The 15,344-nt window shown below is 63.3% G+C and carries 7 protein-coding genes; 5 read left to right on the top strand and 2 right to left on the bottom strand.

Translation table 11 applies throughout. The features are described 5' to 3' along the window. Window positions 1-158: 158 nt before the first annotated feature. Window positions 159-1,745, top strand: coding sequence for a B12-binding domain-containing radical SAM protein (locus tag KUF59_RS10705; protein ID WP_212462108.1), 1,587 nt, complete (start codon window positions 159-161; stop codon window positions 1,743-1,745). Between the two features lie 12 nt (window positions 1,746-1,757). Here the strand turns inward: KUF59_RS10705 and KUF59_RS10700 are convergent, their stop codons facing one another. Continuing rightward, on the bottom strand, window positions 1,758-2,549 hold the full coding sequence (locus KUF59_RS10700) for an ABC transporter substrate-binding protein (RefSeq protein ID WP_212462053.1): 792 nt from the start codon (window positions 2,547-2,549) through the stop codon (window positions 1,758-1,760). Between the two features lie 250 nt (window positions 2,550-2,799). Between KUF59_RS10700 and KUF59_RS10695 the strand changes: the two genes are divergently transcribed. Both KUF59_RS10695 and KUF59_RS10690 read left to right on the top strand, forming a co-directional pair. Further along, window positions 2,800-3,993, top strand: coding sequence for an efflux RND transporter periplasmic adaptor subunit (locus tag KUF59_RS10695; protein ID WP_212462052.1), 1,194 nt, complete (start codon window positions 2,800-2,802; stop codon window positions 3,991-3,993). A gap of 9 nt (window positions 3,994-4,002) precedes the next feature. Beyond that, window positions 4,003-7,167 carry an efflux RND transporter permease subunit gene (locus KUF59_RS10690; protein WP_212462051.1) on the top strand — a complete coding sequence of 1,055 codons (3,165 nt, stop codon included), beginning with the start codon at window positions 4,003-4,005 and terminating at the stop codon, window positions 7,165-7,167. 343 nt (window positions 7,168-7,510) lie between these two features. Here KUF59_RS10690 and KUF59_RS10685 read toward each other — a convergent pair whose 3' ends face one another. Further along, window positions 7,511-7,891 (bottom strand): YybH family protein, encoded by a 381-nt coding sequence (locus tag KUF59_RS10685; RefSeq protein WP_212462050.1) that lies wholly within the window; start codon window positions 7,889-7,891, stop codon window positions 7,511-7,513. A gap of 632 nt (window positions 7,892-8,523) precedes the next feature. On the opposite strand from KUF59_RS10685, the gene KUF59_RS10680 reads away from it, so the two are divergent. Continuing rightward, complete coding sequence (locus KUF59_RS10680; protein WP_258769428.1) at window positions 8,524-11,907, top strand: AAA family ATPase; 3,384 nt, start codon at window positions 8,524-8,526, stop codon at window positions 11,905-11,907. Window positions 11,908-11,954: 47 nt separating this feature from the next. Then, entirely contained in the window at window positions 11,955-15,323 is a 3,369-nt protein-coding gene (locus KUF59_RS10675; RefSeq protein ID WP_212462048.1) for an AAA family ATPase, read from the top strand. The last annotated feature ends 21 nt before the right edge of the window (window positions 15,324-15,344 follow it).

Below are 15,344 nucleotides of genomic sequence, written 5' to 3'. Positions count from 1 at the left end.
CCTGAGGCGCGGCGTCCCTGACCGTGCTGTCGACCTGACGTCGCGGTCCCCTGTCAATTTGTCCCTGTTTGCGGGGATGCAAGACGGGCGGGCTTTGTTACACTCCGGGCTATTCTTGAGCGGAGTCCCAAGACGTGACGCGCCCTTGCAACGTACTCATGCTCTATCCGCTGTTTGCTGCGGACTCGTTCTGGAGTTTTGGCGAATCCTGCAAGTTGATGGGCGTTCGCCGCCCCGCAGCGCCGCTCGGACTGATCACCGTGGCCGCGATGCTGCCCGCCGACTGGACCGTGCGCCTGATCGATTGCAACACGGCGGAGCTCAATGACGACGATCTGGCCTGGGCCGATATCGTCTTCACCGGCGGCATGTTGCCGCAACAGGCCGACACGCTGCGACTGATCGAGCTTTGCCGGGCGCGCAGCACGCCTGTTGTCGTCGGCGGACCCGACCCGACGTCGAGTCCTCACATCTACGACCGCGCCGACTTCCAGGTGCTCGGCGAGGCCGAGAGCGTGATCGACGACTTCGTCGCAGCCTGGGAGAGCGGCGCGCGATCGGGCGTCTTCACCGCGCCAAAGTTCCAGGCCGATGTCACCAAGACGCCGGTGCCGCGCTTCGACCTCTTGAGACCCGAACACTACCTCTATCTCGGCGTCCAGTATTCCCGCGGCTGCCCCTTCACCTGCGAGTTCTGCGACATCATCGAGCTCTACGGACGCGTACCGCGGACCAAGACGACACCGCAGATGCTCACCGAACTCGATGCGATCTACGCGATGGGATATCGCGGCCATCTCGACTTCGTCGACGACAATTTCATCGGCAACAAGAAGTCGCTGCGGCTGTTCCTGCCCGTGCTCGCGGACTGGCAGCGCGCCCACGACTATCCCTTCGAGTTCTCGACCGAAGCGTCCGTCAACCTTGCCGACGATCCGGAACTGCTTGATATGATGGCCGCGGCCAACTTCTTCGGCGTGTTCGTCGGTATTGAAAGCCCGGATCCGGCAACCCTGGTCGCGATGCGCAAGAAGCAGAACACCAGGCGCAACATCGCCGAGAGCATCCACAAGATCTACGGCGCTGGGATGCTGGTGACCGCAGGATTCATCGTCGGCTTCGACAGCGAAAAGGTCTCGATGGCGGACGCCATGATCGACTTCATCGAGGACGCCGCCATTCCGGTCTGCATGGTCGGCCTGCTCTATGCCCTGCCGAACACGCAGCTCACGCGCCGTCTGGCGCGCGAGGGACGGCTGCACGAGAATCACGACGTGGCGTCGACCACGAGCGGCGACCAGTGCACCGGCGGGATCAATTTTGACCCGGCGCGCCCGTTGCGCGACATCCTCCTGGACTACAGGCAGGTTCTGGCGCGGATCTATGATCCGGCCGTCTACGCAAGCCGCATCGACCGCCTGATGACGATGCTCGACCGTTCGCGGCAAAGGCAGGAACTCCCCGAGGGCGACATCCGCGCAAAAGTCCGCGCGCTCGAGACCGTGCACCGCGTCACGTCAGCGATTCCCGAAGCGCATGCCCCGTTCTGGAAAACGTTCCTCGCCTGCGCCAAGCGCGACACATCCTCAGCCCGCATCGCGGTCGCCATGATCGCGGCCTATGCGCATCTCGGACCGTTCTCGCGCCGCGTCGTGGAGGCGATCGATGCACGCCTGGCGGCGCTGGACGAGCCAGTGCCCTCTTCGACGGGCGCCAGCCATCACGTGGCGCACGCACCGCACTAGGCAGCGGCGCCGTCACTCCGTCCGGATCGGCGCGTCCTTCAGCCCGTTCGCATCGTAGGCCCTGCGCAAGGTCCCGTTGGTGACCGCCTCGGTCATGAATCTCGTGATGAAGCCAAGTGCCTGGGGATGGCCGAGCGGCACGGCGACCGCGGTCACCGTCTTCTTGAAGGTCTCATCCAGCACGCGCGTGCCCGGAATTTTTTGCGCCATCTTGTTGAGTTGGTCGCGCGACAGAGCGAAGGCGTCGATCTCGCCGCTTTTCAGCAGGGCAAAAATCTCGTCATAGGTCTGATAGCCTGTCACATGAGCGTTCTTCAGATGCGTGATCGCGCCGCGCATGGTGGTGGTGGCGTTGACCGCGGCGACCTTTGTGCCGGGTTGATCCAGCGTTGCGAAATTCGTCACCGTCGAGCCCGGCTTGACGATGTAGGTGGCGTCGGCGACCTCGTAGATCGGACCGAACGCCATCTTGCTCTCGCGCTCGGCGTCCTTCGGCAGGAAAGTGACGTCCCAGGTGCCCTTGCCGGCCGCATCCGTGATCTGTCCCGAATTCTGATGCACGACATATTCGACTGATACGCCGAGCTGCGCGGCCATCTCCTTACCCAGGTCGACCGGTACGCCGGCGTAGCCGGCCTCGGTCTTGGTCGACCAGAACGCGCCGCCGGCGGGGCTGATGGCGATCGCGACCCTCAACTTGCCAGTCGGCGCAATCTCGTCCTTCAGGCCGTCGGCGCTTGCAGTCATCGTGATCCCCATGGCGAGAACGAGGCCGGCACAAACCGACCGGAATGAAGCGGGCATGGCTACTCTCTCCCCTTCGGCGCGTCTTGAGCCGTTTCTTGGGCAGCCCTGGATACAATTCTGGTCGATCGTGCGTGCACTGAAAAGTGGATTTGTCTGTCACGATTGACGAATCTGTCACAAGCCACATCCTTCTTTGCGGTGCAAGGCGGGACGCTGCCATGGCTATGGTGTTCCACGGCCTGCGGTTTGTTGCTATCAAATCCGTTGGAGACCTGCCGCAGGCATACAACACACGGGGGCCACCGCGATGACGCGTGCGAACTTCGCAAATCGTGCACCACGGGACGGAATTTCGGGACAGGTCGGCAAAGCCCTGATGGCGGTCGCGTCCGTCGTCGCGCTTGCCGCCTGCGATCAGAAGAACGCCTACGTCGCGCCACCGCCGCCGAAAGTGGACGTCGCAACGCCCGTGCAGCGCACTATCACGCGTTATCTCGAGGCCACCGGCAACACCGCCCCGATCAAGAACGTCGATCTCGTGGCGCGTGTGCAGGGCTTTTTGCAATCGATCGACTATCAGGACGGCACCTTCGTGAAGCAGGGCACCACGCTGTTCACGATCGAGCCCGACACCTACAAGCTCAAGCTCGAACAGGCGCAGGCCGCCGAAGTGGGCGCACAGGCCTCGCTCAAGCAGGCCGAAGCCGATTTCAAGCGGCAGTCCGACCTCGTGCAGCGGCAGGTGGTCTCGCAGTCGACGCTCGAGACCTCCACGTCTACGCGCGACAATGCCCAGGCCAATCTGCAGCAGGCCCAGGTCAACACCAGGATCGCCGAGGTCAATTACGGCTACACCAAAGTGGCGGCGCCGTTCGACGGCATCGTCAGCACTCACCTCGTCTCGATCGGCGAACTCGTCGGTGTGTCCTCCCCGACCCAGCTTGCGACCATCGTCGCAATGGATCCGATCTATGTGAACTTCAACGTCAACGAACAGGACGTGCTGCGCATCCGCGCCGAAGCGCAGCGGCGCGGCATGACGGCGGCGGACCTCAAGTCGCTGCCGGTCGAGGTGGGTCTGCAGACCGAAACCGGCTATCCCCATGAGGGGCACCTCGACTATGCGGCGCCGACCGTCAACCAGGCCACCGGCACGCTGCCGGTGCGCGGCATAATCCCGAACGACAAGCGGGTGCTGCTGCCGGGCTATTTCGTCCGCGTTCGCGTGCCCGTCGACCAGCAGAAGGACGCCCTACTCGTGCCCGACACCGCGCTCGGCAGCGACCAGGGCGGCCGCTACGTGCTCGTGGTCAATGCCGACAACACGGTCGAGCAGCGCAAGGTGCAGATCGGCCCGCTGGACAACGGCCTGCGCGTGATCGAGAGCGGTCTGAAGCCGGACGACCGCATCGTGATCGCCGGCCTGTTACGGGTGATCCCGGGCCAGAAGGTCGATCCGCAGGCGCAGAAGATCGAGACGCCGCAAGCGTCGGCCAAGTAGGAGCCGGCCATGATCTCAAAATTCTTCATCGAACGTCCCGTCCTTTCCAACGTCATCGCCTGCCTGATGATCCTGATCGGCGGCGTCGCGCTGTTCAACCTCGCGATCGCGCAATATCCGGACGTGGTGCCGCCGACCGTGCAGGTCACGACCCGCTATCCCGGCGCCAGCGCCAAGACGGTCATCGACACGGTGGCGCTGCCGATCGAGCAGCAGGTCAACGGCGTCGAGGACATGCTCTACATGCAGTCCTATAGCGGGTCGGACGGCACCTACACACTGACCGTCACCTTCAAGATCGGCGTCGATCTCAACTTCGCGCAGGTCCTGGTGCAGAACCGCGTCTCCAGCGCGCTCGCGCAATTGCCGCAGGCGGTGCAGAACCAGGGCGTCACGGTCCAGAAGCGATCGACCTCGATCCTGCTGTTCGTGACGCTGACCTCGCCGGACTCGAAATACGACAGCCTGTATTTGAGCAACTACGCCACCATCAACATCCGGGACGAGCTTTCGCGACTGCCCGGCGTCGGCAACGTCACCGTGTTCGGCGCCGGCCAGTACTCGATGCGGATCTGGCTCGATCCCAACAAGCTGCAAGTACGCGGATTGATGCCCTCGGACGTCATCACGGCGATCCAGCAGCAGAGCCAGCAGGTCGCGGCCGGCCAGGTCGGCGCCCCGCCGACGCCGCCGGGACAGGCATTCCAGTACACGCTCAATGTCGCCGGCCGGCTCGACGACACGACGCAGTTCGAGAACATCATCGTCAAGACCGGCACCGCCGGCGACGTCACGCGGGTACGCGACGTCGGCTGGGTCGAACTGGGCGCGCAGACCTACAGCCAGATCTTCTCGCTCAACAAGCAGCCGGCCACCGGCATCGGCGTGTTCCAGTCGCCCGGCGCCAACGCGCTCCAGGTCGAACAGGCCGTCGAGAAGAAGATGGCGGAGCTTGCAAAGGCCTTTCCGCAGGGCATCAAATACGACACGCCGTTCGACACCACGAAATTCGTGCAGGCCTCGGTGCACGAGGTCTACATGACCCTGATCGAGGCCGGCCTGCTCGTGCTGGTCGTGATCTTGGTGTTCCTGCAGGACTGGCGCGCGATGCTGGTGCCGGCGACCACGGTGCCGGTAACGATCATCGGCGCCTTCGCCGCGATGGCGGCGCTCGGCTTCACCATCAACATGTCGACGCTGTTTGCGATCGTGCTCGCGATCGGCATCGTGGTCGACGACGCGATCGTCGTGGTGGAAGGCGCCGCCCACAATATCGAGCAGGGCATGACCGGCCACGACGCCGCGATCCGGGCCATGGACCAGCTTTTTGCGCCGATCGTCGGCATCACGCTGGTGCTGATCTCGGTGTTCTTGCCGGCCTCGTTCCTCGCCGGGCTCACGGGGCGCATCTACTCGCAGTTCGCGCTCGTGATCGCGGCGACCGCGCTGCTCTCCGCCATCAACGCGGCGACGCTGAAACCGACGCAATGCGCCCTGTGGCTGCGGCCGGCGGTGCCGCCGGAAAAGCGCAATTTCTTCTACCGTGGCTTCAACGCCGTCTATAACCGCGTCGAGCGCGGCTACACGCGGCTGATCACCGCGCTGGTCCGCCACGCCACGGTGTCGGTCGCCATCGCGCTGGTGCTGATCGGCATCGGCGGCTATGGCCTGTCGCGGGTGCCGACCGGCTTCTTGCCGATCGAGGACCAGGGCTATCTGATCGCCGCGATCCAATTGCCCGACGGCGCCGCGCTGGAGCGGACGCAGAAGGTGCTGGACAAGGCCGCCGAAATCGTCAGCTCCACGCCGGGCGTGGCCCAGGTCATAACCATCGCCGGCATCTCCGCACTCGACAACAGCGCGAGCCTGGCCAATGCCGGCGTCGCCTACATCATTTTGAAGGACTGGGACGCCCGCAAGGGCCCTGGCGAAGATTTGCGCTCCCTGGTCTTCGGGCTGAACGACAAGCTCGCGACCATCATGGAGGCGCGCACGCTGGTGCTGCCGCCGCCGCCGATCCAGGGCATCGGCAACGCGGCCGGCTTCTCCCTCCAGGTCGAGTTGCGCGACGGCAACAGCGATTTCGCAAAACTCCAGGCGATCACCAGCGCGATGGTTGCGAACGCCCAGAGCCAGAGCGCGCTGCAACGCGTCAGTTCCTCGTTCCGCTCGTCGGTGCCGCAGTTCAACGTCGAGATCGACCGCATCAAGACGCAGACGCTGGGCGTGACGACCGATGAGGTGTTCTCCGCCCTCTCGACCTATCTCGGCTCGTCCTACGTCAACCAGTTCAACAAGTTCGGTCGCGTGTTCCAGGTCTATACGCAGGCGGACTCCTCGTTCCGCGTCACCGAGCGCGACATCGCCAACATGATGGTGCGCAGCCAGAACGGCAACATGATCCCGATCGGCACCGTCGCCAAGATCACGCCGATCACCGGTCCGTCGCTGATCAGCCTCTACAATCTCTATCCGTCGGCGACCATCGTCGGCCTGCCGGCGCAAGGTTACAGCTCGGGCCAGTCGCTGGAGCTGATGGAGCAGATCGGCGACAAGACGCTGCCGCCCGGCACCGGCTACGAATGGACCGCGATGTCCTATCAGGAGAAGGCGGTTTCGAACCAGATCTACTGGGTGTTCGGCCTTGCCATGCTGCTGGTCTATCTCGTGCTCGCCGGCCAATACGAGAGCTGGTACGCGCCGATCTCGGTGATCCTCGCGGTGCCGCTGTCGCTGATCGGGCCGATGCTGGTGCTCAATGGCCTCAAGATCGACAACAACCTCTACTGCCAGATCGGCCTGATCCTCCTGATCGCGCTGTCGGCCAAGAACGCCATCCTGATCGTCGAGGTCGGGCTCGAACTGCACGTCCGCGACGGCAAGCCGATCCTGGAATCGGCGATCGAGGCGGCGCGCGCCCGCTTCCGCCCCATCCTGATGACGTCGTTCGCCTTCATCCTCGGCGTCGTGCCGCTGGTGCTCGCGACCGGCGCCGGCGCCAGCGCCCGCAAGTCGATCGGCATCACCGTGTTCTCGGGCATGCTGGCCTCGACCTGCCTCGCGGTGCTGTTCGTGCCCGCCTTCTTCGTGGTGGTGCAGCGTTTTGAGAACTGGCGCGCGTCGCGCAAGAAGGCGGCACCCCATGCGCAGCCCGCCGCGGAGGCGAATTCTTGAGGCGTGCCCCCTCCCCGATGAGGCGAGGGACAAAGTGTCGAAACAACCCCATGCACAGTAGCCGATGACGCCGGCGCGGACTTTTCGTATTTTACGAAAATTACTTGACACGTCGGGCAAATCGGGGGCATAATGCCAAAATCGCAGCACATGGGCGGGTGACCGGTACCGGGCGCCCGAGCTGGTCCCTGACCCTGCCGTGCCCTGGCGCGTGAACCCAAAAATTTGCTGACGCTGTTTCCGTGCGCATATCGGATTCAAGTCGGATATCACGCCATGTCCGAAAAGAGCCGATCGGGAAAGCCGCGTTTAGTATTGGATCGCGCCGATACTCCGTCCGCCTCTAGCTCGTCGGCATGCTATTCCAGATGTCGCGATGCAGGTGCCACCGGCCATCCCTTCGGAGCCAAACAACGAGGTACTTTACCTTTGCCTGTCCGGAGCTGAGCTTCAGGTCGGCCTCGCCAATCTCATAGGCGGTGTCGCCGGCGACCTCGAGGTCGATCGTCTTGAGAGTGACGTCTATCAGACCGAGCGCGTCTGCCGCCGTTCGCCAAAATTCCTCTATCGGCTTTCTCCCCGAAACAATCGGCGCATCGGGCGGCAGAACCTTGGCGTCCTCGGTATAGAACGCAGCCATACCGGCATAGTCCTTGCTGGCGGCGGCTGCACCAAACCTGCGATTTGCCTCATCGACAACCTGACGAACCTGATCAGAGTTCATGATGATCCTCCCGCAAAATGTTGCTTTCTCAGCATTGTCGCGAATGGCGCAGAGTTTTCGTCGCTACATTGGGTTTCTCAATGCCTACGCATCCGCGTACGACGTTACCTTCCGAGATCTCGTCAACCGACAGCCGCCCGGTCCAGCAATAGAATTTGTCCGCCTCTGAAATCGACGGCCAAAAAGGGCGGCTTCGCCACGTGCGGATCAAGGTGAGTTGAGATTTTCGCCGGGCGTGGTGCAAACTATCGCAAATCTCATCGCACCTCTAGGGAGAGGTCGTTATCACGCACGGCCGCCATGACGCACTGTGCTACCGTTTGCAGATCCAATTCCGCCTGCACGTGCTGGTGAATCTCGCCGAAGGCAGCGAACGCCTGCGTGTGACGAAAGACGGATGAGGAGCAAGTCCGCTTTTGTTTTGGCCTGAAGGAAAACTCCACCGATTCACTTCGCCCACGTTCGGAGCGTCAGCGGGCCTTACTTTGTCACGCGCGAGAACGGGCGCTGCGATTGCGGCAGAAGTTTCAGCTTGCCTCCTCCAATATCCACGCGCAGGATAATCGCGCAGTCTCGCCGCCCCGTCAGTGGATTTGGCGCGATCGCCAGAAGCGTTCGGGTTGTGTGTCACGATGACCGATCTGCGGCACTGGCTGGAAGAGATTGGACTGGCGCAATATGCCGACTTGTTTGCTACGAACGACATTGATTGGGAGATATTGCCGGATCTGACCGAGCGCGACCTGGAAAAACTCGGCGTTTCCCTGGGGCACCGGAAGAAGCTCGTCAAGGCGATACAAGCTCGTTGCGGCTCGTCGCAAGCCACCAGCCCATCTGTTGATCCCCGATCGCCGCCGACAACGGCCCAGAGCGCCGAGAGGCGCCACCTGACCGTGCTGTTTTGCGATCTCGTAGGTTCGACGTCCTTGTCTGCACAGCTCGATCCCGAGGAGTTGCGCACGATCCTGTTCGACTTCCAGCGCTGTTGTGATGACGCCATTCGTCGCTATGACGGGCACATAGCACGTCTCATGGGCGATGGAGTTCTCGCCTATTTCGGCTTTCCGTCGGCCCATGAGGATGATGCCGAACGTGCGGTCAAGGCAGCGCTGGAGATGGTCGAAGCAGTCCCAGCGTTGACCATCCCGATCGCCGGAAAGCTTGAAGTCCGGATCGGTATTGCAAGTGGCCTCGTTGTCGTCGGCGATCTGATCGGAGAAGGGCCTTCGCGCGAGTTCGCGCTTGTCGGCGATGCACCAAACCTGGCGTCTCGCTTACAGGCCTTGGCCGAGCCCAGCCAGATCCTGGTCGCTCCACGCACCCGGCTCCTGCTTGGCGGGCTGTTTGAATTTGCCGATCTCGGCAATCACCATTTGAAGGGATTCGAGCAGCCGGTTCGGGTGTGGCGTGTCGTTGCGCCAGGTTCACTATCGAGTCGATTTGAGGCGCGTACTTCCTTGCATTTGACACCACTGATCGGCCGGCAAGCTGAAGTGCGCCTGTTGCACAAGCACTACAGCAAAGCGAAACACGGCAAGGGCCAGATCGTCCTGATCTCTGGCGAACCTGGAATTGGCAAGTCTCGACTTATCCAGGCCCTGCGACACCGGCTGGCCGGAGAGAGATGCGGTTTCCTGCAATTTCAGTGTTCATCGTATCACACGAGCAGCGCACTACATCCAGTCATTCACTACCTGGAGCATGCCGCGAACATAGCCCGCGATACCTCACCTGCGATCAGGTTGAACAAGTTGGAGGACCTGGTACGCCGGACCACGGAACAAACTACGTCGATCGTTCCACCTTTGGCCGCGTTGCTATCGATCCCGACTGGGGATCGCTACCCCCAACGAGAGCTCACGCCCGAGCAGCTCAAAGTCCAAACCTTCAACGCCCTCCTCGCCCTGCTGCAGGCCAGTACCGAGCAACAACCGATGATCCTCGTATTCGAGGACGTCCATTGGGCAGATCCAACGTCCCTCGAGCTGCTCGAGCGAATCCGCGATGGCGTGAAGAACTGGCGGATGTTGGCCATCTTGTTACATCGTCCGAATCTCACTCTGCCTTGGGCCGAACAACCGCACGTGACCTCGATGACGGTCAACCGGCTGGACCGAGTGCAGGTGTCTTCGATGCTCCAATCCCTGACCAAGGGCAAAGACCTGCCGCGGACTGCAATCGATCAAATTCTGGCCAAGACGGATGGCGTCCCACTTTTTGTCGAGGAGATCACAAAAGCGGTCCTTGAAAGCGCAGGTGGTGGACTACACGAAGAACGTTCCGGCACGCACGCTGCGCTGCTAGTGCCAGACACGTTGCATGATTCGCTGATGGCTCGTCTGGACCTGCTGGCGCCAGCGAAAACTGTCGCTCAGATCGCAGCCGTCATTGGCCGCGACTTCTCGTTCGAACTATTGAAGGCGACGGCCCCCTTCTCGGAAAGCGATGTTCAAGCAGCGATCGATCGCTTGCTGGCATCTGGCCTGGTGTTTAGGAGTGGCCACCCAAGCGATCAGAGTTTCTCCTTCAAGCACGCCCTCCTTCGAGACGAGGCCTATGCGAGCATACTTAACGATCAACGCCGAAAGCTGCACGGACGGATCGCCGAAATCCTGTGCAGAGACTTTCCGGAAATTGCGCATGCAGCTCCCGAGATCGTGGCCCAACACTATGCGGAGGCTGGCGGGGCTAAACTCTCGATCGATTATTGGACAAGGGCTGCTCGACAGGCCAGTTCACGATCTGCTTTCGTCGAAGCCAGCACTCACCTTCAAATGGCCCTCAAGCGGCTGCTCGATCTTCCCCCAAGCATGGAACGCGACAGTCTCGAGTTGCAGTTGCAGCAGTCGCTGGGGAACGCCTTTGCCGCGTCAAAGGGGTTTGCCGTCGCGGAAACCGTTGAAGCTTACAAGCGGGCACTTGAGCTGTGCAGCACTGCCAAGAACCCCGATCAGAGATTTGCGGCACTCAACGGCATCATCGCCTTCCATGTCACGCGAGGCGATTTCGAGCAGTCTCGGACATTGGCAGAGGAGTTATTGACGCGAGCCCAGCAGCAGGACAATCCGATGCCCAAGCTGATCGGTCATCGTGCTCTCGGCCAGACGCTGTTTCTGATTGGCGAATTGGCCCCTGCGCGTGACCACCTGATCAACTCGCTCAATTTGTACGATGAGACCCATCACTCATCGCTCACCCCGATTGTCTCGCAAACCTATTTGACACTTGCGTGTACGCTGCTCGGCGACATCGATCGCGGGTTGGCGTTTGGCCAAGACGCGGTCCGTGCCGCCGAACAGCAGCGGCATCCACATAGCCTCTGCAATGCGCTTGCCTTTCTGGCAGGAGCGCACGTGCTGTGCGGAGACTCGGAGGCGGCTTACCCGGTTGCCGAACGAACCGTCAGGCTGGCCTCCGAGTATGCATTTCCGCTTTGGCTGGCCGGTGGCCGGATGCTTAAGGGTTGGGCGAGTTGTGATCGCGGGAATGTGGAAGAGGGTCTTCCGGACCTTCGCAAGAGTGTAAGGGCGCTGGAAGCGACTGGTGCGCTGATCTGGGTGCAGTTCGCTCGCTACCTTCTGGCCCAGGCTTTCGCGAAAACAGATCAACTTGCCGATGCCATGAAGCTCGTTGACCAGACATTGCTGACGGTAGCAGGAACAAGCGGACGCTGGTACGAGGCCGAGCTTCATCGGCTGAAGGGCGACTTGCTGGTCAAGGCCGGCGGCTCTCCAGCGGCCGCAGAAGTCTGTTACGGTAGAGCGATAGCTGTTGCCACGCGGCAGGGCGCGCAGTTGTGGCAACTGCGCGCCTCGAATGCCCTTGCCGGATTGTGGTGTACCCAGGGCAAGATACCGGAAGTATGCGCTTTGCTGGCTCCGCTCAGCACGAACTACGACGGCAAGATCATCATCCCCGATCTGCGGCGCACGAAGGCTCTCCTCGCAGAAAACGCATCAGTATCCGCCAAGCAGACGGGTCCTGAACCCCGAACAATTCGCAACGTGCTGGAATAGCCGACGAGGACAATTCGAGCGCTGAGGACGAGAGCCGGGAGGAGCCCATGGATATCGGGGCCTGGCTGTGTGGTCTGGGGCTGGGACAGTACGAACATGAGTTCCGGGCGAACGACGTCGACGCCGAGGTCCTTATCGACCTCACGGCCGAGGATCTGATCGGGCTCGGCGTCGCCTCGATCGGCCATCGCCGCAAGCTGCTCGCCGCAATTGCTGCCCTTCGCGCCGGCTCGATTTCGGCGACCATCCCCGCCACGTCCGAACCCGTCGCTATCTCCGGGATCGCATCGCTCGTACCGGAGGCCGAGCGCCGCCAGCTCACCGTGATGTTCGTCGACCTGGTCGACTCGACCGCGCTCGCGGCGCGGCTCGATCCGGAGGAAATGGCCGAAGTCCTGCGGAACTATCAGAGTGCGGTCGCGGCTGCGATCGCGCGATTCGAAGGGCACGTGGCCAAGTACATGGGTGACGGTGTGCTGGCCTATTTCGGCTATCCGCACGCCCATGAGAGTGAAGCCGAACGCGCGGTACGGGCCGGCCTCGCCGCGGTCGCGGCGATGCATAGCCTGGGCTCGGCGCATGGCGCACCACTGGCAGCTCGAATCGGCATCGCGACCGGTCCGGTGGTTGTCGGCGAGCTGATCGGCGAAGGTGCGGCGCGCGAGGAGACGGTGGTCGGCGATACGCCGAACCTGGCGGCGCGGCTGCAAACGCTGGCTGAGCCCGGGACAGTGGTGATTTCGGCCCGCACCCGGGAGCTCATTGGCGAACTGTTCGCACTCGCCGAGCTCGGCCTGCAGATCCTGAAGGGTTTTCCCGGTCCGGTGCGGGCGTGGCGCGTGGTCGGGGAAGGCGCTGCCGAGAGCCGGTTCGAGGCGCTGCACGGCGCAGGCCTGACCCCGCTTGTCGGTCGCGACAATGAGATCGGTCTGCTGCTCGAGCATTGGGAGCGAGCCAAGGACGGTGAGGGTCAGGTGGTGCTGCTGACAGGCGAGCCCGGTATCGGCAAGTCGCGCCTCGTGCGCGCGCTGCGCGGGCGACTGGAAAATGAGCCGCATACGCCCTTGAGCCACTACTGCTCGCCGCACCATCAGACCAGCCCGCTCTATCCGGTGATCGGCCTGCTGGAGCGGGCAGCGGGCTTCGCCGCGGACGATCCCGCGGCAACGCGGCTCGATAAGCTTGAGGCGCTGCTCGCGCTCTCGACTGATGATGTCGCCACGGTGGTCCCGCTGGTCGCGGCCTTGATGTCGGTCGAGACAAATGCGCGCTACCCGCCGCTCGACATGAGCCCGCATCGGCAGAAGGAGCGGACGCTCGACCAACTCGTCGATCAGGTGTTGGGGCTCGCAACGCGCCGGCCCGTTCTCGCCCTGTACGAGGACGTGCACTGGGCAGATCCGACCTCGCTCGAGCTGCTCGATCTTCTGGTCGACCGGGTGCAAAGCGCCCCCGTGCTCGTCCTCATCACGTTCCGGCCCGAGTTCGAGCCGCCCTGGATGCGCTATGCCCACGTCGCCGCGCTGACCCTCAGCCGCTTGAGCCGGCGGCAGGGCGCAGCCATGGTCGCGCGGCTGAGCGGCGGCAAGGCGCTCCCCCCTGCGGTGCTCGACCAGATCATCGCCAAGACGGACGGCGTGCCTCTTTTTGTCGAGGAGCTGACGCGGACCGTGCTCGAGACCGATCTGCTCCGCGACGAAGGCGACCGTTACGCCCTCGCGGGACCGCTGCCGCCCATGGCGATTCCGACGACACTGCAGGAGTCCCTGCTGGCGCGGCTCGACCGGCTGGCCCCTGCCCGCGAGGTGGCCCAGGTCGCGGCCGCCATTGGCCGGGAGTTCTCTCACGAACTGCTCGCGATCGCGACGGCATTGCCGGAGAACGATCTGCAGGTGGCGTTGGACGACCTCGTCGGCTCGGGCCTGGTGTTCCGGCGCGGCACACCGCCTCAGGCGACCTACAGCTTCAAGCATGCGCTCGTGCAAGACGCCGCCTACACGACCCTGATGCGCGCGAAGCGGCAGCGCTTGCATGCCCGGATCGCAGCCGCGCTCGAGCAGCATTTTCCGGAGACAGTGCAGGCGCAACCCGAACTTGTGGCCCACCACTACACGGAGGGAGGACTGACCGAGCCGGCGACCGACTATTGGCTGAAGGCAGGACAACGAGCCATCGCCCGATCGGCTATGGCTGAAGCGCTTGCGCAGTTACGGAACGGATTGAAGCTTCTCGTGGGGTTGCCCGAGGCCGATCGGAGGCGGCGCGAACTTGACCTGCAGGTTGCGTTGGGCGTCGCGCTGATGGCCACGCAAGGCTGGGCGGCGCCGGAAGCTGGACGGGCCAACGCCCGCGCCCGCGAGCTCTGCGAGCAGATCGGGGCCACCGCCCAGCTCTGGCCCGTGCTCTATGGTCAATGGGTGTTCCACGGCGTGCGCGCCGAGCACAACGCGGCGCGCGACGTGGCAGACGAGTTTTTGCGCCGGGCGCAGGATCATCAAGAGGCTTCCGTAACCCTGGTGGCTCACCGCATCAGCGGAACAGGTGCCTTCTGGCGCGGCGATGTGGCTGCCGCCCGCCCCCATCTGGAGCGGGCGCTCGCCCTGTATGATCCGGAGCGACATCACCCGCTCGCATTTCTCTACGTGCAGGATCCGCGGGTGGCGGCGCTGTCCGGGCTATCATGGACGTTGTTTGCGCTGGGCTATCCGGATCAGGCCCGGGCGCGGAGCCACGAGGCGCTCCGCGCCGCCCGAGAACTCGCTCATCTCAACACGCAGGGGTACGCCCTGATGTTCGCGTGTACCCTTGAGCAGTTCCGCTGCTCGTGGCGCGAGGCAACGGACCGAGCCGAGAAACTCATTGAGCTCGCGAGCGAGCAGAACTTTCCGCATTTTCTCGCGGCGGGCACGGTGTTCCGGGGATGGGCGCTGGCTCAGTCGGGTGAGCTGGAGACAGGGCTCGCGCAGCTTCGGCAGGGCCTCCCGGCCTGGCAAGCCACAGGGGCCGGGCTCTATGAGCCGTATTTCCTTGGCCTTCAGGCCGAGGCTCTCGGCCGCTCCGGCGCAGGGGAGGCAGTGGAGGAAGGCTTGGACTTGATTGCAAAGGCGCTGCACCGGGTGGAAGAAACCGGCGAGCGGTGGTTCGAGGCCGAGCTCCATCGGATAAAGGGCGAACTGATGCTACGACTGCCGAGGCCCGATCCGACCGATGTGGAGGTACCGCTCGCCCATGCGGCTGCAATCGCGCGCAGGCAAGGCGCCAGGCTCTGGGAGTTGCGGGCAACGACATGTCTTGCACGGCTTTGGATAGGACAGCGCCGGCGCGGCGAGGCTCACGACCTGCTCAGTCCGCTCTATGGCCAGTTCGCCGAGGGCTTTGAGACACCGGATCTCCTGGCTGCCAGAGCACTGCTTTGAAATCTCACTACCGGCTCCGGG

It is taken from the genome of Bradyrhizobium arachidis (genome assembly GCF_024758505.1).
GTDB classification, from domain to species: domain Bacteria; phylum Pseudomonadota; class Alphaproteobacteria; order Rhizobiales; family Xanthobacteraceae; genus Bradyrhizobium; species Bradyrhizobium manausense_C.
The sequence above is the reverse complement of the archived record's forward strand: the minus strand, read 5'-3'. Positions and strand labels throughout refer to the sequence as shown.

Excerpts from the sequence above, each read along its gene's own strand:
- KUF59_RS10705 (WP_212462108.1), top strand. The coding sequence starts at position 159 with ATGCTCTATCCGCTGTTTGCTGCGGACTCGTTCTGGAGTTTTGGCGAA.
- KUF59_RS10700 (WP_212462053.1), bottom strand. The coding sequence starts at position 2,549 with ATGCCCGCTTCATTCCGGTCGGTTTGTGCCGGCCTCGTTCTCGCCATG.
- KUF59_RS10695 (WP_212462052.1), top strand. The coding sequence starts at position 2,800 with ATGACGCGTGCGAACTTCGCAAATCGTGCACCACGGGACGGAATTTCG.
- KUF59_RS10690 (WP_212462051.1), top strand. The coding sequence starts at position 4,003 with ATGATCTCAAAATTCTTCATCGAACGTCCCGTCCTTTCCAACGTCATC.
- KUF59_RS10685 (WP_212462050.1), bottom strand. The coding sequence starts at position 7,891 with ATGAACTCTGATCAGGTTCGTCAGGTTGTCGATGAGGCAAATCGCAGG.
- KUF59_RS10680 (WP_258769428.1), top strand. The coding sequence starts at position 8,524 with ATGACCGATCTGCGGCACTGGCTGGAAGAGATTGGACTGGCGCAATAT.
- KUF59_RS10675 (WP_212462048.1), top strand. The coding sequence starts at position 11,955 with ATGGATATCGGGGCCTGGCTGTGTGGTCTGGGGCTGGGACAGTACGAA.